21 protein-coding genes and 1 pseudogene are annotated in these 23,828 nt (G+C 71.0%); 2 read left to right on the forward strand and 20 right to left on the reverse strand.

The window, feature by feature from the left end:
• The 17 genes and pseudogenes from FHS13_RS16425 to polA all read right to left on the reverse strand — a co-directional run.
• Positions 1-611: pseudogene (locus FHS13_RS16425) on the reverse strand (pseudouridine synthase); the annotation flags it as partial.
• The gene (gene scpB / locus FHS13_RS16430; protein WP_184292814.1) at positions 598-1,182 is read right to left on the reverse strand and encodes an SMC-Scp complex subunit ScpB; all 585 of its coding nucleotides are present in this window, start codon (positions 1,180-1,182) and stop codon (positions 598-600) included. The pseudogene FHS13_RS16425 and the gene scpB, both read right to left, overlap by 14 nt.
• Positions 1,179-2,027, reverse strand: coding sequence for a segregation and condensation protein A (locus FHS13_RS16435; protein WP_184292815.1), 849 nt, complete (start codon positions 2,025-2,027; stop codon positions 1,179-1,181). The genes scpB and FHS13_RS16435 overlap by 4 nt, the downstream gene beginning before the upstream one ends.
• Positions 2,028-2,113: 86 nt before the next feature.
• Positions 2,114-2,497 (reverse strand): hypothetical protein, encoded by a 384-nt coding sequence (locus FHS13_RS16440; RefSeq protein ID WP_343065059.1) that lies wholly within the window; start codon positions 2,495-2,497, stop codon positions 2,114-2,116.
• A complete protein-coding gene (locus FHS13_RS16445) occupies positions 2,470-3,426 on the reverse strand; it encodes an AAA family ATPase (protein WP_184292816.1) in 957 nt (318 codons plus the stop codon). Before FHS13_RS16445 ends, FHS13_RS16440 begins: the two co-directional genes overlap by 28 nt.
• A gap of 244 nt (positions 3,427-3,670) precedes the next feature.
• Positions 3,671-4,630, reverse strand: a complete 960-nt coding sequence (locus FHS13_RS16450; protein WP_184292998.1) for a site-specific tyrosine recombinase XerD — start codon at positions 4,628-4,630, stop codon at positions 3,671-3,673.
• Between the two features lie 48 nt (positions 4,631-4,678).
• Complete coding sequence (locus FHS13_RS16455; RefSeq protein WP_184292817.1) at positions 4,679-5,338, reverse strand: NUDIX domain-containing protein; 660 nt, start codon at positions 5,336-5,338, stop codon at positions 4,679-4,681.
• A 40-nt stretch (positions 5,339-5,378) separates the two neighbouring features.
• Positions 5,379-7,016 (reverse strand): CTP synthase, encoded by a 1,638-nt coding sequence (pyrG, locus tag FHS13_RS16460; RefSeq protein WP_184292818.1) that lies wholly within the window; start codon positions 7,014-7,016, stop codon positions 5,379-5,381.
• A 211-nt stretch (positions 7,017-7,227) separates the two neighbouring features.
• The gene (locus tag FHS13_RS16465) at positions 7,228-8,151 is read right to left on the reverse strand and encodes a hydroxymethylglutaryl-CoA lyase (RefSeq protein ID WP_184292819.1); all 924 of its coding nucleotides are present in this window, start codon (positions 8,149-8,151) and stop codon (positions 7,228-7,230) included.
• Between the two features lie 213 nt (positions 8,152-8,364).
• Positions 8,365-9,360 carry a GNAT family N-acetyltransferase gene (locus FHS13_RS16470; RefSeq protein ID WP_184292820.1) on the reverse strand — a complete coding sequence of 332 codons (996 nt, stop codon included), beginning with the start codon at positions 9,358-9,360 and terminating at the stop codon, positions 8,365-8,367.
• Between the two features lie 293 nt (positions 9,361-9,653).
• The gene (locus FHS13_RS16475) at positions 9,654-10,088 is read right to left on the reverse strand and encodes a DUF3060 domain-containing protein (RefSeq protein WP_184292821.1); all 435 of its coding nucleotides are present in this window, start codon (positions 10,086-10,088) and stop codon (positions 9,654-9,656) included.
• Between the two features lie 142 nt (positions 10,089-10,230).
• The gene (gene uvrB / locus FHS13_RS16480; protein ID WP_184292822.1) at positions 10,231-12,321 is read right to left on the reverse strand and encodes an excinuclease ABC subunit UvrB; all 2,091 of its coding nucleotides are present in this window, start codon (positions 12,319-12,321) and stop codon (positions 10,231-10,233) included.
• Positions 12,322-12,415: 94 nt separating this feature from the next.
• Positions 12,416-13,018, reverse strand: a complete 603-nt coding sequence (gene coaE, locus FHS13_RS16485; protein WP_184292823.1) for a dephospho-CoA kinase — start codon at positions 13,016-13,018, stop codon at positions 12,416-12,418.
• A gap of 87 nt (positions 13,019-13,105) precedes the next feature.
• On the reverse strand, positions 13,106-13,597 hold the full coding sequence (locus tag FHS13_RS16490) for a GNAT family N-acetyltransferase (RefSeq protein ID WP_184292824.1): 492 nt from the start codon (positions 13,595-13,597) through the stop codon (positions 13,106-13,108).
• 159 nt (positions 13,598-13,756) lie between these two features.
• Positions 13,757-15,238: a 30S ribosomal protein S1 gene (gene rpsA, locus FHS13_RS16495; RefSeq protein ID WP_184292825.1), complete on the reverse strand. Its 1,482-nt coding sequence runs from the start codon at positions 15,236-15,238 to the stop codon at positions 13,757-13,759.
• A 389-nt stretch (positions 15,239-15,627) separates the two neighbouring features.
• Positions 15,628-16,065 carry an alternative ribosome rescue aminoacyl-tRNA hydrolase ArfB gene (gene arfB, locus FHS13_RS16500; RefSeq protein WP_184292826.1) on the reverse strand — a complete coding sequence of 146 codons (438 nt, stop codon included), beginning with the start codon at positions 16,063-16,065 and terminating at the stop codon, positions 15,628-15,630.
• Between the two features lie 44 nt (positions 16,066-16,109).
• Positions 16,110-18,845, reverse strand: a complete 2,736-nt coding sequence (polA, locus tag FHS13_RS16505; protein WP_184292827.1) for a DNA polymerase I — start codon at positions 18,843-18,845, stop codon at positions 16,110-16,112.
• Positions 18,846-18,897: 52 nt separating this feature from the next.
• Here polA and FHS13_RS16510 point away from each other — a divergent pair, with 52 nt between their 5' ends.
• Together FHS13_RS16510 and FHS13_RS16515 are read left to right on the forward strand one after the other, a co-directional pair.
• Positions 18,898-19,311: a PaaI family thioesterase gene (locus FHS13_RS16510; protein ID WP_184292828.1), complete on the forward strand. Its 414-nt coding sequence runs from the start codon at positions 18,898-18,900 to the stop codon at positions 19,309-19,311.
• A gap of 331 nt (positions 19,312-19,642) precedes the next feature.
• Positions 19,643-20,890, forward strand: a complete 1,248-nt coding sequence (locus FHS13_RS16515) for an ABC transporter substrate-binding protein (RefSeq protein WP_184292829.1) — start codon at positions 19,643-19,645, stop codon at positions 20,888-20,890.
• Positions 20,891-21,185: 295 nt separating this feature from the next.
• Here the strand turns inward: FHS13_RS16515 and FHS13_RS16520 are convergent, their stop codons facing one another.
• The 3 genes from FHS13_RS16520 to FHS13_RS16530 are packed head-to-tail and all read right to left on the reverse strand — an operon-like array spanning position 21,186 to position 23,827.
• On the reverse strand, positions 21,186-22,016 hold the full coding sequence (locus tag FHS13_RS16520; protein ID WP_184292830.1) for an ABC transporter ATP-binding protein: 831 nt from the start codon (positions 22,014-22,016) through the stop codon (positions 21,186-21,188).
• Positions 22,009-22,851: an ABC transporter ATP-binding protein gene (locus tag FHS13_RS16525; RefSeq protein ID WP_184292831.1), complete on the reverse strand. Its 843-nt coding sequence runs from the start codon at positions 22,849-22,851 to the stop codon at positions 22,009-22,011. Before FHS13_RS16525 ends, FHS13_RS16520 begins: the two co-directional genes overlap by 8 nt.
• Positions 22,841-23,827: a branched-chain amino acid ABC transporter permease gene (locus FHS13_RS16530; protein ID WP_184292832.1), complete on the reverse strand. Its 987-nt coding sequence runs from the start codon at positions 23,825-23,827 to the stop codon at positions 22,841-22,843. The genes FHS13_RS16525 and FHS13_RS16530 overlap by 11 nt, the downstream gene beginning before the upstream one ends.
• Position 23,828 lies beyond the last annotated feature (1 nt).

A 23,828-nucleotide genomic window follows, 5' to 3' on the forward strand; every position in this document is an offset into this window, starting at 1 on the left:
CCGCGACGGTCACCGCCGCGCTCGTCACGCCGGAAGGAACCGCGGTCCTCGCGGTATCCACCGCGACGGTCACCGCCCTCACGGAAGTCCCGACCGCCGCGGTCGTCGCGGGAACGGAAGTCCCGACCGCCACGGTCGTCACGGCCCCGCTCGTCACGGTCGCGGAACCCACCGCGACGGTCACCGCCGCGCTCGTCACGCCGGAAGGAACCGCGGTCCTCGCGGTATCCACCGCGACGGTCACCGCCCTCACGGAAGTCCCGACCACCGCGGTCGTCACGGGAACGGAAGTCCCGACCGCCGCGGTCGTCACGGGAACGGAAGTCCCGACCGCCGCGGTCGTCGCGGGAACGGAAGTCCCGACCGCCGCGGTCGTCGCGGGAACGGTCGTCACGGCCCCGCTCGTCGCGGTCACGGAAGCCGCCGCGGCGGTCACCGCCGCGCTCGTCGCGTCCACCGCGGAAGTCGCGGCCCGCCGGGCCGCGGTCGCCCCGCTGCCGGGGGGCCCGGTCGTCGCGGCGGCCTCTGCCGCCTCGGAAGTCGCTGTCGCCGCGCCCACCGCGCGGGGCGTCGTCCCGCGCACCGCGGGAACTGTCATTAGGTGTGCTCACCGGTGTCGTCTAGACCTTCGATGTCGTCGGGGAGGAACGGTGCCAGATCGGGCAACTCGTCAAGGCTGCGCAGGCCGAGCCGTTCCAGGAAATAGGAGGTGGTCCGATACAGCAGGGCGCCGGACTCCGGGTCGTGTCCGGCCTCCTCGATCAGCCCCCTCAGTACGAGGGTACGCATAACTCCGTCACAGTTGACACCGCGTACGGCGGAGACCCTGCCACGGGAGACCGGCTGCCGGTAGGCCACCACCGCCATCGTCTCCAGCGCGGCCTGCGTCAGCCGCACCTCGTGCCCCTCCTTGAGGAAGTGCTCAACGACGCCGGCGCACTCGGGCCGCGTGTACACACGCCACCCGTCGGCCACCGCCCGAAGGTCGAAACCACGGCCCTGCTCGGTGTATTCCCGCGACAGCGACTCCAGGGTGTCCTCGACCACGCCGACCGGCACGTCCAGCGCCCTGGCCAGGTCGTACTCCGACACCGGCTGGTCGACGACCATCAGCACCGCCTCCAGGTCGCGGCGCAGGGTCGGCGGTGCCTCCCCGCCCGCGCCGGCGCTCTCCACGGTCACTTCTGCTCCCCCGCGTCCTCGGGGCCGCCCCCGGCCCCGTCGTACTCGCTGTCCACCTCGACCTCTTCCGCGCCGCCGGTCCACGTGACCGTCAGCTCGCCCAGCGGCTCGGGCTGGTCGAAGCCCACGTTGGCCGCCCGGTACAGCTCCAGCAGGGCCAGGAACCGGGCGATGACCTCGAAGGTACCGGTGCAGCCGGCCGTGAGCTCGGCGAAGGTCAGGCGGCCGTGCTCGTGCAGCTTCCGCACCACGATCTCGCCCTGCTCCTTCACCGAGGTCTTCGCCTGGTGGATGTGGGTGACTGGGACGCTCGGCGGTTCCTTGGGGGTGAAGACCCTTCCGGCCAGTGCCGCGAACTCCTGGGGGCCCAGCGGGAACAGCACGTCCGGGCGCAGCGCCGCGAACCGCTCCTCCAGCGGGACCGCGCGCGCGTAGCGCCGCCCCTGCGAGGCCAGCCGCCCGCGCAGGAACTCGGCGGCCTGCTTGTAGGCGCGGTACTGCAGCAGCCGGGCGAACAGCAGGTCGCGGGCCTCCAGCAGTGCCAGGTCCGCCTCGTCCTCCACGTCGCCGCGCGGCAGCAGCCGGGCCGCCTTCAGGTCCAGCAGGGTCGCCGCCACCAGCAGGAAGTTGCTGGCCTGGTCGAGGTCCCACTCGTCCCCGTGCGCGCGGATGTGCGCGATGAACTCGTCGGTGACCTTGGACAGCGACACCTCGGTGATGTCCAGCTTGTGCTTGGAGATCAGCGCCAGCAGCAGGTCGAAGGGCCCCTCGAAGTTGTCCAGGCGCACCTGGAAGGAGCCCTCGCCGGCCTCTGTGTCCCCGTCCCGCACCTTCTCAGCCGCCATGGCAGTGGTTTCGCCTCGTCGTGCTCACGACACAAGGGTGTCACCGGCAGGGACCTGCCGGTGACACCCCTGTCCTCCGTCCGGACTCAGTCCTCGCCCAGCCTCCGCACCAGCGTGCTGGCGGGCCCGTGCTCCTCGAAGTCGGCGAGCAGCACCGCGACGGCCTCGCGCACCAGGCGTCCCCGGTCGGCCGTGATCCCGTACTCGGCGCGCAGCGTCAGCCGGGTCTGCTCCAGGGCCAGCAGTTCGGGGCCCGAGATGTAGACGGTGATCTTCTCGTCGTGCCGCTGCCGGCCGCTCGGCTTGGGCGCGCGCCGCGTCCCGGATCCGCCGAGGTCCCTCCTCTTCTGCTCGGGCGCCCTGGGCGAGGGCTCGGCCTTCGATGCCTGCTCGTCCTCGGTACCGCTGGGGCGGAAGAACAGCTCGTCCGCTCCGGGCAGGGTCACGCGCCGCGACCGCTGAGAGGCCACCTCGCCAGCACCTCCTTGGCCAGCTCCCGATAGGCGCTCGCGCCCGCAGAGGAGGAATCGAACCTGGTGATGGGCTCCCCCGCCACGGTGGCGTCGGGGAAGCGCACGGTGCGGTTGATCACCGTGTTGTAGACCTTGTCGCCGAACCCGTCGATGATCGTGGACAGCACCTCGCGCGCGTGGAGCGTACGGGGGTCGTACATGGTGCCCAGGAAGCCGTCGATGACCAGGCGCTCGTTGAGGCGCTCCTGCACCTTCTGGATGGTGTCCATCAGCAGGGCCACACCGCGCAGCGCGAAGAACTCGCACTCCAGCGGGACGATGACGCCGTCGGCGGCGGTGAGCGCGTTGACGGTGAGCAGGCCCAGCGAGGGCTGGCAGTCGATGAGGACGACGTCGTAGTCGTCGATGACCGGGCGCAGGGCGCGGGCGAGCATCTGCTCGCGCGCCACCTCGCCGACCAGCTGCACCTCGGCGGCCGACAGGTCGATGTTGCTCGGAATGAGGTCGAGGCCCTCGATGTCGGTCTTGAGCAGTACGTCCTCGACCGTCACGTCGCGCTGCATGAGCAGGTTGTAGACGGTCAGGTCCAGCTCGCGCGGGTCGAGCCTGCCCAGACCGACGGAGAGCGCCCCTTGGGGGTCGAAGTCGACCAGGAGCACCCGTCTGCCGCACTCCGCGATGGCGGCTCCGAGGTTGATGGTGGTGGTGGTCTTGCCGACCCCGCCCTTCTGATTACACAGTGCTACAATCCGTGCCGGACCGTGTTCGTCCACGGGCTCGGGTACCGGATAGGTCCGCTCGGGTCTCGTGGTGTGCAGATCGGCCCCCGTGTTGCGTGTCTTGCCCCAGGGATTGGCCGCCGGGCCGGCGATCTCCTCGCCGACGGGTGCGGTGTGCGCATCCGCGCCGCGTTCCGACCAGTTCACAACCCAGGACCTCCCCTACGGACCGGCCACCGCCCGAAGGATCGTTCGCCCTTGGCTCCTGGCCGCCCGTCGGAAACTCAATATGTCGACAGCAACGTACATCTGTCGGGCGTCTCCGGAGCACCGACACGTCGCACTTCCATGAAACCGTACGGGTAGCGTCCCATGCCCGCGCCACCCGGGTGAACCGGACGGGCGAGGCCCTTTCCCCCGACGGGAGCGCGTATCGGCCCCTTCCCGGAGGTCAGGGCCCCTCCCGGCCGCGCGCCCGGGGATGGCTCGCCGCGTAGACCTCGCGCAGACGGTCAACGGTCACAAGTGTGTAGACCTGTGTCGTGGTGACCGAACTGTGCCCCAGGAGTTCCTGCACGACCCGGATGTCCGCCCCTCCGTCGAGCAGGTGCGTGGCGAAGGAGTGGCGCAGCGTGTGCGGTGACACCCCCTCCAGCCCCGCCCGGGCGGCGACGGCGGTCAGCACGGCCCACCCGCCCTGGCGGGTCAGCCGCCCCCCGCGCGCGTTGAGGAACAGCGCCGGACCGCCCCGCCCGCGCCGGGCCAGCACGGGCCGTACGCGCACCAGGTAGGCCTCCAGGGCCCTGCGGGCGTAGGAACCCAGCGGCACCAGCCGCTCCCGGTCGCCCTTGCCCCGGAAACGCACCAGGTCGGCCCCCTCCCCGCCGGCCGCCACCGCGCCGGCGACGTCGTCCACGTCCAGGCCCACCGCCTCGGAGATCCGGGCGCCCGTGCCGTAGAGCAGCTCCAGCAGCGCCCGGTCGCGCAGTGCCACCGCCGCGGCCCGGTCCACCGCCGCCGGCGCCTCCACCGGTCCCGCCGCCTCCAGCAGCCGTTCGACCTCCTCCAGCGGAACGGCCTTGGGCAGGCGCAGAGGCGGGGCGGGCGGCGACACATCGGACGCCGGGTCGGTCGCGGTCCACCCCTCGCGCACCGCGAACCTGTGCAGGCCGCGCACCGCGGCCAGGGCCCGCCCCGCCGACGCCGCACTCAGCGGAGGGCGGCCCTCCCCTCCCTCCCGCAGCGCCCGCAGGTATCCGCCCACGTGGGAGGGCGTGACCCCGGCCGGGTCGGAGACCCCCGCCTCGGCCAGGTATCCGGTGTAGCGGCGCAGGTCGCGCCGGTAGGCCAGCAGGGTGTTGTCGGCCAGCGCCCGCTCGGCGCCCAGATGGTCCAGGAACGCCGCGCACATCCTCTCCAGCGCCTCGGGGGTGCTTCCGTCCGGCCCCGCGCCCACGGCTCAGCCGCCGCCCGGCTCGCGCAGGCCCGCGAACCCGTTTCGGGACAGGGCGTGGGCGGCCAGGACTCCGATCACCGTCGCGCCGTTGTGCAGCCTTCCGGCCCCCACGAGGCGCACCGCCTCCTCCAGCGGGACCCACTCGGCGATCAGGTGGGCCTCCTCGTGCTCGCGCACGAAGTCGATCTCCTCCGCGGGCACGTACGACAGCTCCCGTGCGAGGAAGACGTGGATGCGCTCGTCGGAGAACCCCGGGCTGGGAAAGAAGTCGGCGAGTTCGTGCCAGACCTCGGCGCGCATCCCCGCCTCCTCGACCAGCTCGCGCCGGGCCGTGGCCAGGGGTCCCTCGCCCTCGACGTCGAGTATGCCCGCCGGCAGCTCCCACAGGGCGTGCCGCACCGCGTGGCGGTACTGGCGCTGCAGCAGCACCCGCCCGCGATCGTCCAGGGCCAGGACCGCGGCGGCGCCCGGGTGCACCATGTAGTCGCGCGCGGCCACGGTGCCGTCCCCGTCCGTCTCCACCCAGTCGGTGCGCATCCCGACTCCGACCTTGGCACTGCTGTAGCGCTCCTCGGAGCGCTCCACGGGCCACGACTCGGGGGCGTCCGCGATCTTCGCGTCCGCCCCCGGTGCGCCTTCTGCGGCCGGGCGGGTCCCACTCATCCGATTCGCCTCTCAGATCGTGCCCCGCCCGACCGCGCCCTCAGGAGCTCTTCCTGTCCAGGGCCGCGGCGATCAGCCCCCGGAAGAGCGGGTTGGCCTTGGTCGGACGGGAGCGCAGCTCCGGGTGCGCCTGCGTCGAGATGAAGAACGGGTGCGCGTCCCGGGGCAGTTCGACGTACTCCACCAGCTTGCCATCCGGGGACAGGCCCGAGAACACCAGACCCGCCTCCTCCAGCCGCGACCGGTAGGCGTTGTTGACCTCGAAGCGGTGGCGGTGGCGCTCGGAGACCTGCTCCGCCCCGTAGAGCTCGCGGGCCAGCGTGCCCTCGCCCAGGTCCGCCGGGTACAGGCCCAGGCGCATGGTGCCGCCCATGCCGCGCTCGCCCGAGACCACGTCCTCCTGGTCGGCCATGGTGGAGATGACCGGCTCGGCGGCCTTGTCGTCGAACTCGGTGCTGTTGGCGCCCTCCAGGCCCAGCACGTTGCGCGCGTACTCGATCACGACGGCCTGCAGGCCCAGGCAGATGCCCAGCAGCGGGATCCTGTTCTCGCGGGCGTAGCGGATGGCGCCGAGCTTGCCCTCGATGCCGCGCACCCCGAAGCCGCCGGGGATGACGACGCCGTCCACCCCGTCCAGCTCGGCGGCCGCCCCCGAGGGGCTGGCGCAGTTGTCGCTGGCCACCCAGCGGATGTTGACGTGGGTGTCGGCGGCGAACCCGCCGGCGCGCACCGCCTCGGTGACCGACAGGTAGGCGTCGGGCAGGTCGATGTACTTGCCCACCAGGGCGATGGTGACCTCGTGGTCGGGCTGGTGCACCCTGCGCAGCAGCCCGTCCCACTCGGTCCAGTCCACGTCGCGGAACGGCATGCCCAGGCGGCGCACGACGTAGGCGTCCAGCCCTTCGCGGTGCAGCACCTTGGGGATGTCGTAGATCGAGGGCGCGTCGGGGGTGGAGACCACGCCGGCCTCGTCCACGTCGCACATGAGGCTGATCTTGGACTTCAGGCTCTGGGTGATGGGCCGGTCCGAGCGGCACACGATGGCATCGGGCTGGATGCCGATGCTGCGCAGCGCGGCCACCGAGTGCTGGGTCGGCTTGGTCTTCATCTCACCGGCCGGTCCCAGGAACGGGATCAGCGAGACGTGCAGGAAGAAGCAGTTGTCCCGGCCGATCTCGTGGCGGATCTGGCGGACCGCCTCCAGGAACGGCTGCGACTCTATGTCGCCGACCGTGCCGCCGATCTCGGTGATGACGATGTCGACGTCGGGGCCGTCCATCGCGTAGATGCGGGACTTGATCTCGTTGGTGATGTGCGGGATGACCTGCACGGTGTCGCCCAGGTAGGCGCCCTGGCGCTCCTTGGCGATGACGCTGGAGTAGATCTGGCCGGTGGTGACGTTGGCGATCCCCGACAGCTCGGTGTCCAGGAAGCGCTCGTAGTGGCCCACGTCCAGGTCGGTCTCGGCCCCGTCGTCCGTGACGAAGACCTCACCGTGCTGGAAGGGGTTCATCGTCCCCGGGTCCACGTTCAGGTACGGGTCCAGCTTCTGCATGGTCACCCGCAGACCGCGCGATTTCAGAAGCCGACCCAGGCTGGACGCGGTGAGGCCTTTGCCGAGACTGGAGGCGACGCCGCCAGTAACGAAGAGGTGCTTGGTACTCGCGGCGGATGCCAAAGTGTTGCTCCCGTGGGTTGAGTGGCTACGGCGGGCTCAAACGAGCAAGAGCGGCCGTGCGGCGGTCCGGTTCCGGGCGGTCTGAGATCAGCGCTCGGTCCGCCGGACATCCACGGGGCACCAGGATAACAGGCCGACCGTGGGTCCTCGTCCGCAGAACGTGCGGTCGGCCCGAACTGTTCCCTGCCCCGACCAGGCCGAACCGGCCCGCTCAGGAGGGGAACGCCCCCGCGCGGCCCAGGTAGGCGGGCGGCTGCTTGTCCAGCCTCTGCCCCATCCACTCGCCCAGGGCCGCCGCGCCGGACAGGCTCACACCGGTGTGCCATCCGCTGCGGTGCAGCATGTAGAGGAGGTCCTCGGTGGCGATGTTCCCGGTCGCCGCGGGTGCGAACGGGCAGCCGCCGAACCCGCCCAGGCTGGAGTCGAGCACCCGGACCCCGGCCACCACCGCGGCCAGCGCGTTGGCGTAACCGGTGTTGCGGGTGTTGTGGAAATGGCAGCGCAGCGCCCGCTCCCCCGCGACCTCCCCGACCGCGGCCAGCAGCTCCGAGACCTGGTGCGGCACCCCCACGCCGATCGTGTCGGCCAGGGCGACCTCCACCGCCGAGGTGTCGGCGATGCGGCGCACCACGTCCACGACCCGCTCGGCGGGCACCTCGCCGTCGAAGGGGCAGCCGAACGCCGTGGACACCGTGACGCTCAGCGGGATCCCCGTGCCCTCCAGGTCGCGGTCGATGTCCGCGAGCGTCTCCAGCATCTCCTCGACCGTGCAGCCCTGGTTGCGCACGCAGAAGCCGTCGGTGGCCGGAACCGCGACGTTGACCTCCGACACCCCGGCCGCCACCGCCCGCTCCAGGCCGCGCCGGTTGAGCACCAGGCCGATGTGGGACACCCCGGGAGCGCGCCCGACGCCCGCCATGATCTCCTCGGCCCCGGCCATCTGGGGAACCCTCTTGGGGTTGACGAAGCTGACCGCCTCGATACGGCGCACCCCTGCGGCCACCGCACGGTCGATCAGCTCGATGCGGTCCTCCACCGAGAGCACGCGCGCCTCGTTCTGCAGACCGTCGCGCGGCCCCACCTCGACGACCTCGACATGCTCCCCGCCCTCGGGCCCGCGGTCGTACGCCGCCATCGCCCCGCCTCTCTTCCGCTCCGTCACGTCCGCACAGAATAGGACGTGGGGGGTTCGAGCCGAGAGCCAGGGCCGCCCCGGGCACGCCCCCGCGAGGACGGCCGCGGACCGGCCGGAACCGCCGCGGGCGCGCCGGCGGGGCGGGAGGGCATGCCGCACGCTGTACCGGCGGCCACGGCGCAGGCTTCTCGGGGAACGGCGGGCGCGCTGCGGTCAGCGCAGGGCGAGGGCGGGGCGGATCTCCCAGGTCGTCCAGACCGGGCGGTAGCCCATGCGGTGCCAGAAGGGGCCCGACAGCGGGTTCATCGCGGCGTAGTTGAGCACGGAGACACCCACGCCGTGACTGTCCAGGGCCTGGTGCGCCTGGCTCACGAGCGCCGTCCCGATGCCGTTGCCGCGCTCGTCGGCGGTCACCACCCCGTAACCGATGTGCGCGATGGGCCGGGCGTTGACCAGGGACTTGGCCCAGCGGGAACGCTCGGGCGGAGACACCCACAGCAGTCCCACCGCACGTCCGCGCCGCTCGGCCAGCCAGATCCACGAGCGCGAGCGGCTCAGGGCGCGGGCCGCCACGTTGCGGGTCTGCTCGGCGGTGTCCGGCTGCAGGAACACACCGCCGAAGTTCTGCTCGTAGCGGTGCTCCTCCATCAGGAGCCCCACCACCTGGGTCAGGTCGGCCGCGTCGGCGAGGCGGATGGTCACGTCGCGCGGCGGGAGCGAGGGCGGAACACCGCGGCGGCGCTGACGGGCCGCCAGCACCGTGTAGGGCTGCATTCCGTGGCGCTGCAGCGGAATGATCCCGCACACGTCGCGGGCGGGCCAGCTCACCAGGGCGGCGGACTCCGAGCCGGTGCCGGTGGGCAGCTCCTCCAGCTGGTCGCGCCAGGTGGTGAGCAGGGAGTCGAGGGCGCGCGCGGGGTCGGGCCCGCCGACGATCGGCGTCAGCCAGTGCTGGTCGGGGACGCCCCAGATGCGGCCGACCTCGCCGGGCTGGTACCAGGTGTAGTGCATGGCCCCGGCTGCGACCGTGAGACCGTCCTCGTCGCTGACGGTCAGGAGGGGGTAGGAGTCCGCGGCGAAACCGACGGGTTGCGGCAGCAGGGGGTCGGCGGCGGCCCATCGCTGGGCGACCGACCGCACCAGCGGATCAAGCCCGGCATCGCCTCCGGGCGACTCGTCACGCCGCACGCGGGCGACATAACCGCTCATCCACCCCTCCCCCAGCGATTCCTCACCTCGGTCGCGTCCTCCCCTCGCACCGCGCCGCCTCGAGCGAAGGCAGGACTTCACGACCGTACCGCCTCAGAGCCGGACAGGGGAACGAAATCGTCGACCGACACCGATAATTCACTCGGGGTGGCCACGCCCGTCCGGCTCAGTGTCCGCGCCCCGCGCGGGTGCGAGCGGACCCGCACCACGGTAGCCGATCCGAGGTCGCTCCCCGGTGCCGGGGGTCCGTGCGACGGCAGGGCCTCCTCGGTGACCGGCGGCAGAGCCGCGCCTCAGGACACCGCCGCGGCGCCGCCCTCGACCACGGTGGTGTTGCGGCCCTGGTTGATCACCTCGGGGTCACCGGAGGCGAAGGACACCGTGTTGTCCACCCCCACCAGCACGATCTTGTCGGCCGAGCCGACCTCGACGGTGGTTCCGCGGCCGGTGGCACGCACCAGCGAGCACGCGCCGTCCAGGACCACGACGGCGTCGTCGGCTGCGACCACGACCTCCCGGTCCCGGCACTCCTCGTGGATCCGGGCCCCGTCGTCGACCACCAGCAGCAGGTCGTCGGTGTCGACGTTCTCGCGGGGGGCCGCCGCGGTGCCGGTGCCGGAGGAGGGTGCGGGGCCGACGACCTCCTCACCGCCGCCGTGGGCGGGACCGCAGCCGGCGAGGAGGGTGCCGAGCAGCACGGTGCTGCCGGCTGCGAGACGGACCTTCATGCACTCCCCCACCCGGACACCCGGCAATTGCGACATACGTCTTGCGCAAGGCCAAGGCTATGTCACGCGGAGGTAACTACGCGACTCTATCGTTGTAAAAAAGTTCCCTCCGCGAGATCGGTCGGCGGAGAATTCCCACGGATCACTGCATTCCGGCCGCGTCCATGCCGCGAAGCTCACGCTTGAGCTCCTTGATCTCGTCGCGCAGCCGCGCGGCCACCTCGAACTGCAGATCCGCCGCGGCCTGGTGCATCTGCTCGCTCAGCTGCTCGACGAGGGCCGCCAGCTCCGCACGCGGCATCGCCGAGAGGTCGGCCGACCGCTCGCCCAGGGCCGGGACCGGGGCCTTCTTCCCCGCCTGGCGGTACCCGGTCGCCATGAGCTGCTCGGTGTCGACGTCCTCGCGGGTGAGCGAGTCCAGGATGTCCGCGATCTGCTTGCGCAGCGGCTGGGGGTCGATCCCGTGCTCGGCGTTGTAGGCCAGCTGCTTCTGCCTGCGCCTGCTGGTCTCCTCGATCGCCGCCCGCATCGAGTCGGTGACGTTGTCGGCGTACATGTGCACCTGCCCCGCGACGTTGCGGGCCGCACGGCCGATCGTCTGGATCAGCGACGTCTCCGACCGCAGGAAGCCCTCCTTGTCCGCGTCCAGGATCGCCACCAGCGACACCTCGGGCAGGTCCAGGCCCTCCCGCAGCAGGTTGATGCCCACCAGCACGTCGTACTCGCCCATGCGCAGCTCGCGCAGGAGCTCCACCCGGCGCAGCGTGTCCACCTCGCTGTGCAGGTACCGCACCCGGATGTCCAGCTCGGCGAAGTAGTCGGTGAGCTCCTCGGCCATCCTCTTGGTCAGGGTGGTCACCAGCACCCGCTCGTCGCGCTCGGCCCGCACCCGGATCTCGTGCACCAGGTCGTCGATCTGCCCCTCGGTGGGCTTGACCAGCACCTCCGGGTCGACCAGTCCGGTCGGGCGGATCACCTGCTCCACCACGTCGCCGCCGCTCTGCTCCAACTCGTAGCGGCCCGGCGTCGCCGACAGGTACACCGACTGCCCGATCCGCTCCTTGAACTCCTCCCACCTCAGCGGCCGGTTGTCCAGCGCCGACGGGAGGCGGAAGCCGTGGTCGACCAGGGTGCGCTTGCGCGAGGCGTCGCCCTCGTACATCGCCCCGATCTGCGGCACCGTCACGTGGGACTCGTCCAGGACCAGCAGGAAGTCGTCGGGGAAGTAGTCCAGCAGGGTGTGGGGCGGGCTGCCCGGCTCGCGCTCGTCGAAGTGCCGCGAGTAGTTCTCGATGCCCGAGCAGCTGCCCAGCTGCTGGATCATCTCCAGGTCGTGGGTGGTGCGCATCCGCAGCCGCTGCGCCTCCAGCAGCTTGCCCTGGCCCTCCAGCTCCGCCAGGCGCTCGGCCAGCTCCGCCTCGATCGAGGCCACCGCGCGCGCGGTGCGCTCCTCGCCGGCCACGTAGTGGGAGGCCGGGAAGATGAACATCTTCTCGCTCTCGCCCAGCACCTCGCCCGTCAGCGGGTGCAGCGTCAGCAGGCGCTCCACCTCGTCGCCGAACATCTCGATGCGGATCGCCAGCTCCTCGTACACCGGGATGATCTCGACGGTGTCCCCGCGCACCCGGAACGTGCCGCGCGAGAAGTCCACGTCGTTGCGGGTGTACTGCATGTCCACCAGGCGGCGCAGCAGCTCGTCCCGGTCGATCTCCATGCCGACCTCGAGCTCGGCCATCCGGTCCACGTACTCCTGCGGCGTGCCCAGGCCGTAGATGCACGACACCGACGCCACCACGATCGTGTCCCGGCGGGTGAGCAGCGAGTTGGTCGCCGAGTGCCGCAGCCGCTCCACCTCGTCGTTGATCGAGGAGTCCTTCTCGATGAAGGTGTCGCTCTGGGGAACGTAGGCCTCGGGCTGGTAGTAGTCGTAGTACGACACGAAGTACTCGACGGCGTTGTCGGGCAGCATCTGGCGCAGCTCGTTGGCGAACTGCGCCGCCAGCGTCTTGTTGGGCTGCATCACCAGGGTCGGCCGCTGGAGCTGCTCCACCGTCCATGCCACGGTCGCCGTCTTGCCGGTACCGGTCGCCCCCAGCAGCACCGTGTGCCGGTCCCCCGCGCGCACCCTTCTGGTGATCTCGGCGATCGCGGCCGGCTGATCGCCCGCCGGGACCATGTCCGAGACCACCTTGAACGGGGCCTCGCTGCGCTTGATCCCGCTGACCGGTCGCACGTCGCCCTCTCCCCTCGTCGAAGCCGCGGACCACCGCGGGCCCGCCACCCTCCAACGCTACCCACCGCTGCCGACAAACCGGCCGGACACGGCCTCAGGCCGCGCGGGCCGCCAGTTCCTCCCACAGGCGCGCCACGCGCTCCCTGAGCTGCTCGGGCGTGCCGGAGTTGTCCACCACCAGATCGGCCGCCGCCAGGCGCTCCTCGCGGCCCGCCTGGGCCCGGATCCGCGCCCGGACCTGCTCGGGGTCCATGCCGCGGCCGCGCGACACCCGCTCCACCCGCGCCTCGTCGGGGGCGTCGACCACGACGACCACGTCGTAGAGCGACTGCAGCCCGTTCTCCACCAGCAGGGGGACGTCGTAGACCACCACCCGGGCGCCGTCGGCCCGGGCCCGGGCCATCAGCTCCGCGCTGCGCTCGCCCACCAGGGGGTGCACCACGGCGTTGAGGCGGGCCAGCTTCTCCTCGTCGGCGAAGACGATCTCGCCGAGGCGGGGCCGGTCCAGCCCTCCGTCGGGGGCGAGGACGCCCTCCCCGAACTCGGCGACGACCGCCGCCAGGCCGGGTGTGCCTGGCTCCACCACCTCGCGGGCGAGGGCGTCGGCGTCGATGACGACCGCGCCGTAGGAGGCCAGTTCCGCCGAGACCGCGCTCTTGCCCGAGCCGATCCCTCCTGTGAGTCCCACTTTCAGCATGGAAACGACACTAGAGCGTCTTTCGCGGACATTCGCCCCGAACCCGCCGTCCCCCCGCAGACGGTCCGCCCCGCCCGGACGGTCCGGTCACTCCTGTGCGGGGACCGCCAGCTCCTTGCGCATGTGGACCATGACCAGGTGCTCGGCGATGCGCTCGCGGTGGGTCACCGCATAGCCCAGCTGCCGGTACAGGCGCTGGTTGTCGGCGCTCTGCGCCCCTGTGAAGAGGGTCAGCGCCGCCAACTGCGGGTGGCGCTCCCGCAGGTCCTCCTCCACCCTCTCCAGCAGGGCGCGGGCGATTCCGCGGCGGCGCATGTCCGGCGCCACCGCCAGCCGGCCCACCACGGCGTTGGCACCGGTGACACCGGCCCGCACCGCGCCGACGGTACGGGAGCCGCACACGGCCTTGAGCACGAGCGAGCCCGGGTCCGCCAGGAGCCGCTCCAGGCGCTCCAGGGACTCCGTGAGCGGCAGGATGAACGGATCGCCGCAGGCCTGCGCCTCGTCGACGAACGCCGCCCTCTGCAGGGTGAACAGCTCACCCGCGTCCGCGGGGAGGGCCCGGTGGATCTCGAACACGTCATCTCCTTCGCGCGCCCCGCCCCGAGGCGCGGTCCGACCTTGCGGAATCCTTCCGGGCGGTTCCGCACCCGGACACGGCGGAGGGCCGCACCCGTGTGCACGGATGCGGCCCTCCACTGCTGCTCAGAGGGTCCCGGAGGACCGCTCAGACCTGGATCAGGCGTCGCCGCCGGCCAGCTTCTCGCGAAGCGCGGCCAGGGCCTCGTCGGAGGCCAGGGCACCGCTGGAGCTCTCGGAGCCGGAGCTCTGAGTACCACCGGTGTAGTCCTCTTCCTCGTCGACCACCGGGGCGTTGGCCGCCTCGGCCTCGGCCGCCTGGGCCTCCTCGACCTGCTTGCGGTGAGCCTCGAAGCGGGCCTGCGCCTCGGCGTAGCTGCGCTCCCACTCGTCGCGCTGGGCCTCGTAGCCCTCGAGCCACTCGCCGCTCTCCGGGTCGAAGCCCTCGGGGTACTTGTAGTTGCCCTGCTCGTCGTAGTCGGCGGCCATGCCGTACAGGGTGGGGTCGAAGTCCACCTGGTCGGGCGAGACGCTCTCGTTGGCCTGCTTGAGCGACAGGCTGATACGACGGCGGTCGAGGTCGATGTCGATGATCTTGACGAAGATCTCGGTGCCGACCTGGACGACCTGCTCGGGCACCTCGACGTGGCGCTCGGCCAGCTCGGAGATGTGGACCAGGCCCTCGATGCCCTCCTCGACGCGCACGAACGCACCGAACGGGACGAGCTTGGTGACCTTGCCGGGGACGACCTGCCCGATCTGGTGGGTCCGGGCGAACTGCTGCCACGGGTCTTCCTGGGTCGCCTTCAGCGACAGGGAGACGCGCTCGCGCTCCATGTCGACGTCCAGGACCTCGACCGTGACCTCCTGGCCGACCTCGACGACCTCGCTCGGGTGGTCGATGTGCTTCCAGGACAGCTCGGAGACGTGCACCAGGCCGTCGACGCCGCCCAGGTCCACGAACGCACCGAAGTTGACGATCGAGGAGACGACGCCCTTGCGGATCTGGCCCTTCTGCAGGGTGTTGAGGAAGGTCTGGCGGACCTCGGACTGGGTCTGCTCGAGCCAGGCGCGGCGGGACAGGACCACGTTGTTGCGGTTCTTGTCCAGCTCGATGATCTTCGCCTCGAGCTCGCGGCCGACGTAGGGCTGCAGGTCGCGGACGCGACGCATCTCGACCAGCGAGGCGGGGAGGAAGCCGCGAAGACCGATGTCGAGGATGAGGCCGCCCTTGACGACCTCGATGACGGTGCCGGTGACGACGCCGTCCTCCTCCTTGATCTTCTCGATCGTGCCCCAGGCGCGCTCGTACTGGGCGCGCTTCTTGGACAGGATCAGGCGGCCTTCCTTGTCCTCCTTCTGGAGAACGAGAGCCTCGACCTGGTCGCCCACGGCGACGACCTCGCCCGGGTCGACGTCGTGCTTGATCGACAGTTCCCGGGAGGGAATCACACCCTCGGTCTTGTAGCCGATGTCGAGCAAGACCTCGTCTCGATCGACCTTCACGATGGTGCCCTCGACAATGTCACCGTCGTTGAAGTACTTGATGGTCTCGTCGATCGCCGCGAGGAAGGCTTCCTCGGACCCGATGTCGTTGACCGCTACCTGGGGTGTCGAGGTGGCCTCGGTGCTGCTCGTCATTTGTGGGTGGACTCCGGATACGGACAGATTCAGGGAATGGGCACGCCGCGGATTCGAGCTTGTCGATCCGTCATCCAGAGGTGAGGAGCAGGCCTGCCACGGAAAGGAGCCTTCCGTGGCCACCAGCCGCCGGGTCCGGAGTGTTGACCGAGGTGGTGCCGCACTTCCGCCTCCCAGCGGAGACAGCAGGCAGCGCACGAACCCACAACGCTCCTGCCAGCATATGAGACAAGGGCGCTCTGGTCAATCGAAATTCCCGAGGCGGCACGGCGAAGGCCGCGATGGCGGCAATGTACCCGAGTGCGGCGGCCAAGATCAACTGCACGGCACCACCGCGTCCCACCTGGTCACACCACGGAGAAAAGGGAACACGGACACGTACCGGAAAGCTACTTTCCGTCATCGACGGGGCGGGAGCGCAGCCGCTTGAGCTCCCCCCGCCGCTTCTTGGCGTCCGTGCGCCGCTGCTTGGCCCGCCGGCTCGGCCGCGTCGCCCGGCGCGACGGCCCGGCCGGGGCCGTCGCCTCCGACAGCAGGGCGGTCATCCGCTCCAGCGCCTCCGCCCGGTTGCGCACCTGGGAGCGGTGCGTCTGCACCGTCACCGTCAGCACCCCGTCGACCAGGCGCCCGGACAGCCGCTCCAGGGCCCGCTCCCGCCGCGCCGCCCCCAGGGCGCCGCAGCGGGCCACGTCCAGCGACAGCGACACCCGCGTGTCCGACGTGTTGACGTGCTGGCCGCCGGGCCCCGACGAGCGCGAGAACCGCCACACCAGCTCGCGGGCGGGAACGGTCACCGGACCCACGGACAACCCCTCGTCCCCGGTCACCGCTCCCCCTTCCGCTCCTGCCGCCCCGGTCCGCGTGACAGGACCTAGTGGGCGGCGTCGTGCCAGCTCTGCCCGCTGCCGACCGACACCCCCAGCGGGACACGCAGATCATAGGCGGAACTCATCTCGTGGCGCACCAGCTTTTCCACCGCCTCCCGCTCGCCCGGCGCGACCTCCACCACCAGTTCGTCGTGCACCTGCAGCAGCACCCGCGAGGCGAACCCGCCCTCCGCCAGCGCCGCGTCCACCTGGAGCATGGCCACCTTGATGATGTCGGCCGCCGAGCCCTGGATCGGCGCGTTGAGCGCCATCCGCTCCGCCATCTCGCGGCGCTGGCGGTTGTCGCTGGTCAGGTCGGGCAGATAGCGGCGCCGCCCCAGCATCGTCTCGGTGTAGCCGGCCCGGCGGGCATCCTCCACCACGGAGTTCAGGTAGTCGCGCACCCCGCCGAACTCCGCGAAGTAGTCCTCCATCAGCTTCTTGGCCTCGTCCGGGGCGATCCCCAGCTGCTGCGACAGCCCGTAGGCGCTCAGGCCGTAGGCCAGCCCGTAGCTCATCGCCTTGATCCGCGACCTGGCCTCGCCGTCGACGTCCTCGACCGCCACGCCGAACACCTGGGCGGCCATCTGCGCGTGGAAGTCGTAGCCGCTGTTGAACGCGTCGATCAGCGCCTGCTCCTGGGACAGGTGCGCCATGATCCGCAGCTCGATCTGGCTGTAGTCGGCCGTCAGCAGCTCCTCGAAGCCCTCGCCGACCACGAAGGCCCGCCGGATCCTGCGTCCCACCTCCGTGCGCACGGGGATGTTCTGCAGGTTGGGCTCGGTGGAACTGAGCCGCCCCGTCGCCGCCACCGTCTGGTTGAACGTCGTGTGGATGCGGCCGTCGTCGGCGATCGTCTTGATCAGGCCCTCGACCGTGGTGCGCAGCTTGGTCTGGTCGCGGTGGTGCAGCAGCACCGCCAGCAGCTCGTTGTCGGTCTGCGCGGCCAGCCACGCCAGCGCGTCGGCATCCGTGGTGTAGCCCGTCTTGATCTTCTTGGTCCGGGGCAGCCCCAGGTCCTCGAACAGGACCTGCTGCAGCTGCTTGGGCGAACCCAGGTTGAACTCCCGGCCCACGATCTCGTGCGCCCGCTCCACCGCGCCGCGCGCCGCCGAAGCGAACTCCCCCTGCAGGTCCTCCAGATAAGGGCGGTCGGCCGCGATACCCGCGCGCTCCATCCTCGCCAGCACGCCCACCAGCGGCAGCTCCACCTCCCGCAGCAGGTGCGAGCCGCCCCGCTTGTCCAGTTCCGCCGCCAGCACGGCGGCCAGGTCGCGGGTCGCCGCCGCCCGCACCGCCAGCAGCTGCTGGTGGCCGGAGGGCCCCCCGTCCTTCTCCGAATCCAGGTCCAGGGTCAGCTGGTCGCCGGAGGTGCCCTCCTCCAGCTCGCGCCCCAGGTACTTCAGGCACAGGTCCGCCAGGTCGAAGCGGCGCTGCCCCGGCTGCACCAGGTAGGCCGCCAGGGCCGTGTCGCTGACCACCCCGCCCAGCGTCCAGCCGTGCCCGTCCAGGGCCAGCAGCGCACCCTTGTACTCGTGCACCGCCTTGGGCCGCTCCGCGTCGGCCAGGAACGCCGCCAGCGCCTCGGAGTCGCGCTCGTCCAGCACGGTGGGGTCGACGAACACCGACGCGCCGCCGGGCACGCTCACCGCGAGCGCGTCCACACGCCCCCTGGTGCCCTCCACCGCGACGCCCGCCGGCGCCTCCTCGGTGATGCCGTCGGCGGACGCGTGCCGGACCAGCCAGTCGGCCAGCTCCCCGGTCCCCGCCACCGTCAGGTCCACGGAGAACTCCTCGGCCGGGGCCGCCGGGGTCGCCGCGCCGCCGTCGGTGCGCACCACGGAGTAGAGGCGCTCGCGCAGGTTCGAGGCGAACTCCAGGTTGTCGAACAGGGCGTCGATCCCCGGACGGTCGGCCCGGCCCAGCTCCAGCTCCTCCAGCGCGACCCCCAGCTCCATCCCGGTCTCCAGCCGGTTGAGGCGGTAGTTGCGCAGCACGTCGTCCAGGTGGTCGCGGAAACTCTGGCCCGCCTTGCCGGTGAGCTCGTCGGCGCGGGCCACCAGCTCCTCCAGGGACCCGTACTTGCCGATCCACTTGGCCGCGGTCTTGGGGCCCACGCCCGGAACGCCCGGCAGGTTGTCGGCCTTCTCCCCCACCAGGGCGGCCAGGTCCCGGTAGCGCTCCGGCGGGACCCCGTACTTGTCCTCCACCGCGGCCGGGTCCATCCGCCGCAGGTCCGACAGGCTCTTGCCCGGGTAGAGCACGGTGCAGGAGTCGGTGACCAGCTGGAAGGCGTCGCGGTCGCCCGAGGCGATCAGCACCTCCATCCCGGCGTCCTCGCCCCACCGCGCCAGCGTGGCGATGACGTCGTCGGCCTCGTACCCCGGCGACGACAGGTTGGCCACGCCCACCAGCCGCATCAGGTCCTGGGTGAGCGGCACCTGCGAGGGGAACTCCGGCGGGGTCTCCGACCGGCCCCCCTTGTACTCGGAGTACTCCTCGTGCCGGAAGGTCGGCCCCGACAGGTCCCAGGCCACCGCGACGTGCGTGGGCTCCTCGTCTCTGAGCAGCTTGACGAGCATCGACGTGAAGCCGTAGACGGCATTGGTCGACTGGCCCGTGCTCGTGCCGAACTTGTCCGCCGGGAGCGCGAAGAACGCGCGGAAGGCCATCGAGTGGCCGTCCAGGAGGAGAAGCCTGGATCTGGATGTCTGGTCGGGGGTCTCTCGCTTGGTCACCACAGGCAAATCCTAGGATGCTGGGCAGACATCTCGCGGCGGGAAGGGACACACCATGGCGACGGACTCCGAGGCCGTGCACGCATTCCTCGGCAAGGGCCTGGACGCCCGGATGGGCATCGAGGTCACGGAGGCCTCCGCGGAGCGCGTGGTGGGCCGCATGCCGGTGGAGGGCAACCAGCAGCCCTTCGGCCTCCTGCACGGGGGCGCCTCCTGCGTGCTCGCCGAGTCCCTGGGCTCCATCGGCTCCACCCTCCACGCGCAGCAGTACGGCAAGGTCGCCGTCGGCATCGAGATCAACGCGACCCACCACCGCTCCGCGACCGAGGGGCACGTCACCGGTGTCGCCGAACCCGTCCACCTCGGCCGCACCCTGGCCACCTGGGAGATCACGGTCACCGACGACGGCGGGCGCAAGGTGTGCACCGCCCGCCTCACCTGCATGCTGCGCGAGGTCCCCCGGAGCTGAAGCACCGCTGCGACCGCCCCATAAGCCCGGCTGAACTTTACGGCCGGGCTTTTTCCTGCCCTCTGACGCGACACATTGCAGCGCAACGCGCACACAAATCCCTCGGGCGTTCAGTCGGAGCTCTCGCAGACTACAGAGACATAACGGCCTGAACGCGAGTCGGCACCAACGCACCCCCGCTGCTTCTCCAAAGAGAACATCCGTGATTAAGCTCCGCTAACGCCCCTGATTAAGGCATGCCACACATCGCGAACATCAGGTGGCAGAGCACCCTCCAGCGCAGCTGCACCCCGCAGCCTGTGCTCGCCGGTTGAACGGAGTGACCACGATCATGGCAAGCAAGAAGGTCCTAGGCCTCACTGCCGCAACCGCGGCCCTGGTTCTCGGGCTCACCGCGTGTGGCAGCGAGGGCGGCGAAGGGGGCGGCGGCGAAGCCTCCGGCGACGCCTTCACCTTCGGCATCCTCTACCCGCAGACCGGCTCCCTCTCCTTCCTCGGCCCGCCCCAGATCACCGCCGCCGAGTACGCCATCTCCGAGATCAACGCCGCGGGCGGCATCCTCGGCACCGAGGTCCCCGCGATCGTCCAGGGCGACGAGGCCGGCGACGCCGCCCAGGCCAACGAGGCCGCCAACAGCCTGGTCGGCGACGGCGTCAACGCCGTCATCGGCGCCGCGGCCTCGGGCATGACCCAGGCGACCTACGACACCATCACCGGCGCGGGTGTCGTCCAGTGCTCCGGTTCCAACACCGCCCCCGACCTCACCAACATCGAGGACAACGGCCTCTACTTCCGCACCGCCCCCAGCGACCTGCTCTCCGGCCCCGTCATGGCCCGCAAGATCGTCGAGGACGGCCACCAGAGCGTCGCCATCGTCGCGCGCGCCGACGACTACGGCTCCGGCTACGCCGGCGGGCTCCAGGGCGAGCTCGAGGCCCTCGGCGCCGAGGTCGTCCTCAGCGAGACCTACGACCCCGAGGCCACGACCTTCAACTCGATCGTCACCGGCGTCAACAACGAGGAGCCCGACGCGATCGCCCTCATCTCCTTCGAGGAGGGCGCCCAGGTCATCTCCCAGCTCCTGGAGAGCGGCGCCGAGGGCAACCAGCTGTACATCACCGACGGTCTCAACAACCCCGAGCTCGGCAACAGCGTCAACAGCGAGGAGCCCGAGATCGTCACCGGTATCACCGGTGTCGCCCCCGGCGCCGACAACGCCGCCTTCAACGAGGCCCTGACGGAGTTCGACCCGGAGCTGGAGGCCTTCCAGTTCGGCCCGCAGGTCTTCGACTGCGTCACCACGATCGCCCTGGCCGCCGAGGCCGCGGGGAGCACCGACCCGGCCGACTACGCCGCCGAGATGTCCAACGTGAGCAGCCCCGAGGGCACGGAGTGCAGCACCTTCTCCGAGTGCCGCGACCTGCTCGCGGAGGGCGAGGAGATCGACTACCAGGGCCAGAGCGGCAACATCGACTTCGACGAGAACGGCGACCCGACCTCGGCGACGTTCCAGGTGTTCCACTTCGGCGAGGACGGCTACGAGACCCTCGGCTTCGAGGAGTACTCGGTCAACGAGTAGCGGACAGCACCACCGCACCACCACGAGCGCCCCGGTCCTCCGGGGCGCTCCCCTTTGTGCCCGGAACCGCACCGCGGGGGCCTCCGGGCGCGGGGGAAAGGCGCGTGCCGGGGCCGGGGACCGAGGCCGCAGGGAAATCCGGGCCCCGCCGCGGGAACCGCACCGGATCCCCGCGGCCCGCACCGGGGCCGGAGCGCCCTCCGGGACCCGCCGCCGCCCGCACACACGGGGCCGCGGGAAGGAACGCACACGAAAGGGGGAGGGACGCTCCCGCGTCCCTCCCCCTCGCGGGTGCTCAGGCCTTGGCCAGGGTTCCCAGGTACAGCTCGATCACGTTCGGGTCGTTCAGGAGTTCCGCGCCCGTACCCGTGTACGCGTTGCGGCCCTGGTCCAGCACGTAGCCCCGGTCGCAGATCTGCAGGCAGCGGCGGGCGTTCTGCTCCACCATGATCACCGAGACACCCGCCTCGTTGACCTGCTTCACCCGCTGGAAGACCTCTTCCTGGTAGATCGGGGAGAGACCCGCCGTCGGCTCGTCCAGCAGCAGCACGGACGGGTCCATCATCAGGGCCCGCCCCATCGCCACCATCTGGCGCTCACCGCCCGACAGCGAGCCCGCCTTGGCCTTGCGGCGCCCGCCCAGCAGCGGGAACAGCTCCGCCACCACCGCGAACCGCTCCGCGAACGCCTTCGGCCGCAGGTACGCCCCCATCTGGAGGTTCTCCTCGATGGTCAGCGAGGGGAACACGTTCCGCGTCTGCGGCACGTACCCCACCCCTCGCTCCACCAGGCCGTGCGCCGGCAGGCCCTTGATGCTCGCCCCCCGCAGCGTCAGCTCGCCCTCGCGCACCGGGATCAGGCCGAAGACCGTCTTGATCAGCGTCGACTTGCCCGCGCCGTTGGGGCCGATGATCGCCACGACCTCGCCCTCGGTGAGCGTCAGCGTGCACCCGTTGAGGATGTTCACCCCGGGCACGTACCCCGCCACCAGCTCCTTGGCCAGCAGCAGGTGGTCGCCGGGGGAACCCGCCTCAGCGGGCTCGGCCACCGCCTGCTCTAGAAGCTCCTCGCGGTGCTCCTGGATCTCCTCCGCGGACTCCGCCCTCAGGCCCCCGTCCTCACTCATCGCCGTCCTCCTCACGGGCACCCAGGTAGGCGTCGATCACCTGCTGGTTCGAACGAATGTCGGACGGACGCCCCTCGGCGATCACCTGACCCTGGGCCAGCACCACGATCCAGTCGCTGATGCCCATGATCACGTCCATGTCGTGCTCGACGAACAGCACCGTCTTGCCCTCGTCGCGCAACGACGTGATGTGCCCCAGCAGCGACTGCACCAGCGCCGGGTTCACACCCGCCATCGGCTCATCCAGCATGATCGTGCTCGGGTCCGTCATCAGGGCGCGGGCCATCTCCAGCAGCTTGCGCTGGCCGCCCGAGAGCGCACCCGCGATCTCGTCGCGCTTGTCGATCAGCTTGAACCGCTCCAGCAGCTCCAGTGCCCTCGCGGTGTTCTCCTTCTCCTGCGACTTCCACATCGGACGCAGGAACGCACCCGCCAGCCGCTCCCCCAGCTGCCCCTGGGCACCCAGCAGCATGTTGTCCAGCACCGACATCCGCGTCAGCGCCTTCGTCAGCTGGAACGTGCGCACCATGCCGGCACGCGCCACCTGGTGCCCGCTCCTGCCGCCGATCTGCCGGCCGTCGAACGACCACCGGCCCCTGTCCGCCCGGTCGAAGCCCGTCAGCAGGTTGAACAGCGTCGACTTTCCCGCGCCGTTCGGGCCGATCAGCGCCGTGATCGTCCCCCGCTGCACCTCCAGGTGCTCCACGTCCACAGCCGTCAGACCGCCGAAGGAGCGCCGCACGCCGTCGACCACCAGGATGGGGTCGGGCTTGGCACTGCCCGGCACCGCGTCCGCGGCCCCCATGCGGTCGACCACGGTCTCGTCACTTGACATTGATCAGCATCTCCTTGCGGTCGCCGATGATTCCCTGCGGCCTGAAGACGATGAGCAGCACCAGCATCAGGCCCGCGAAGGCCAGCTGGATCGCTCCGTAGTCCGGACCGTCCAGGAAGGGCAGCAGACCCAGGTTCCCCAGCCCCCGGAGCACACCGTCGGTGAAGCTCATCAGGAACCAGAAGATCATCGAGCCCAGCACCGGCCCGAACACCCGTCCCGCACCGCCCAGCAGCAGGATCACCCACAGGAAGAACGTCACCTGCGGCTTGAACTGGTCCGCCTGGATCGCCGCCTGGTAGACCGCCATCATGCAGCCCGCCAGCGCGCCGATCAGGCCGCCCAGCACCAGCGCCTGCATCTTGTAGGCGAACACGTTCTTGCCCAGGCTGCGGGCCGCGTCCTCGTCCTCCCGGATGCCCTTGATCACACGCCCCCACGGGCTGTGGGTCAACATCCAGGTCAGGCCCGCCATCAGCAGCACCAGGCCCCACGTCGTCACCATCACCCACAGGTGGCTGGCGTTGTAGGACAGCATCCCCACCCCGTAGGTCCCGGGCGGGATCGGGTTCAGGGCCCGGAAGTCGCCGGCCAGGTTCTGCAGGCCGTAGACGCCGCCGGTCAGCGGTTCGGCGAAACCCGACCGGTACACGAGCCGGATCACCTCCGCCGCCGCGATCGTCGTGATCGCCAGGTAGTCCTCGCGCAGGCGCAGCGTCGGAATACCCAGCAGCAGCGCCAGGACCAGCGCGCACAGCAGCCCCACACCGAAGCCCACCGCCAGCGGAAGGTCGAACACCGCCACGCTGATACCCACGCCGTAGGCGCCCACCAGCATGAACCCGACCTGGCCGAAGTTCAGCAGGCCCGTGTAGCCGAAGTGGAGGTTGAGGCCGATGGCGGCGAGGGCGTAGATCGCGGCGACCGGGCCCAGGGCCGACCGCATGGACTCGGCAAGGATCGAAAGTATGTCCATC

Origin of the sequence: Nocardiopsis algeriensis (assembly GCF_014203695.1) — a bacterium.
Taxonomy (GTDB): Bacteria; Actinomycetota; Actinomycetes; order Streptosporangiales; family Streptosporangiaceae; genus Nocardiopsis; species Nocardiopsis algeriensis.

What these genes read in the sequence shown, in the direction of transcription:
- FHS13_RS16435 (WP_184292815.1), bottom strand. Translation starts at nt 2,027, where the DNA reads ATGGCGGCTGAGAAGGTGCGGGACGGGGACACAGAGGCCGGCGAGGGC.
- FHS13_RS16450 (WP_184292998.1), bottom strand. Translation starts at nt 4,630, where the DNA reads ATGTGCGCGGCGTTCCTGGACCATCTGGGCGCCGAGCGGGCGCTGGCC.
- FHS13_RS16455 (WP_184292817.1), bottom strand. Translation starts at nt 5,338, where the DNA reads ATGAGTGGGACCCGCCCGGCCGCAGAAGGCGCACCGGGGGCGGACGCG.
- FHS13_RS16465 (WP_184292819.1), bottom strand. Translation starts at nt 8,151, where the DNA reads ATGGCGGCGTACGACCGCGGGCCCGAGGGCGGGGAGCATGTCGAGGTC.
- FHS13_RS16470 (WP_184292820.1), bottom strand. Translation starts at nt 9,360, where the DNA reads ATGAGCGGTTATGTCGCCCGCGTGCGGCGTGACGAGTCGCCCGGAGGC.
- FHS13_RS16475 (WP_184292821.1), bottom strand. Translation starts at nt 10,088, where the DNA reads ATGAAGGTCCGTCTCGCAGCCGGCAGCACCGTGCTGCTCGGCACCCTC.
- coaE (WP_184292823.1), bottom strand. Translation starts at nt 13,018, where the DNA reads ATGCTGAAAGTGGGACTCACAGGAGGGATCGGCTCGGGCAAGAGCGCG.
- rpsA (WP_184292825.1), bottom strand. Translation starts at nt 15,238, where the DNA reads ATGACGAGCAGCACCGAGGCCACCTCGACACCCCAGGTAGCGGTCAAC.
- FHS13_RS16510 (WP_184292828.1), top strand. Translation starts at nt 18,898, where the DNA reads ATGGCGACGGACTCCGAGGCCGTGCACGCATTCCTCGGCAAGGGCCTG.
- FHS13_RS16515 (WP_184292829.1), top strand. Translation starts at nt 19,643, where the DNA reads ATGGCAAGCAAGAAGGTCCTAGGCCTCACTGCCGCAACCGCGGCCCTG.
- FHS13_RS16520 (WP_184292830.1), bottom strand. Translation starts at nt 22,016, where the DNA reads ATGAGTGAGGACGGGGGCCTGAGGGCGGAGTCCGCGGAGGAGATCCAG.
- FHS13_RS16525 (WP_184292831.1), bottom strand. Translation starts at nt 22,851, where the DNA reads ATGTCAAGTGACGAGACCGTGGTCGACCGCATGGGGGCCGCGGACGCG.
- FHS13_RS16530 (WP_184292832.1), bottom strand. Translation starts at nt 23,827, where the DNA reads ATGGACATACTTTCGATCCTTGCCGAGTCCATGCGGTCGGCCCTGGGC.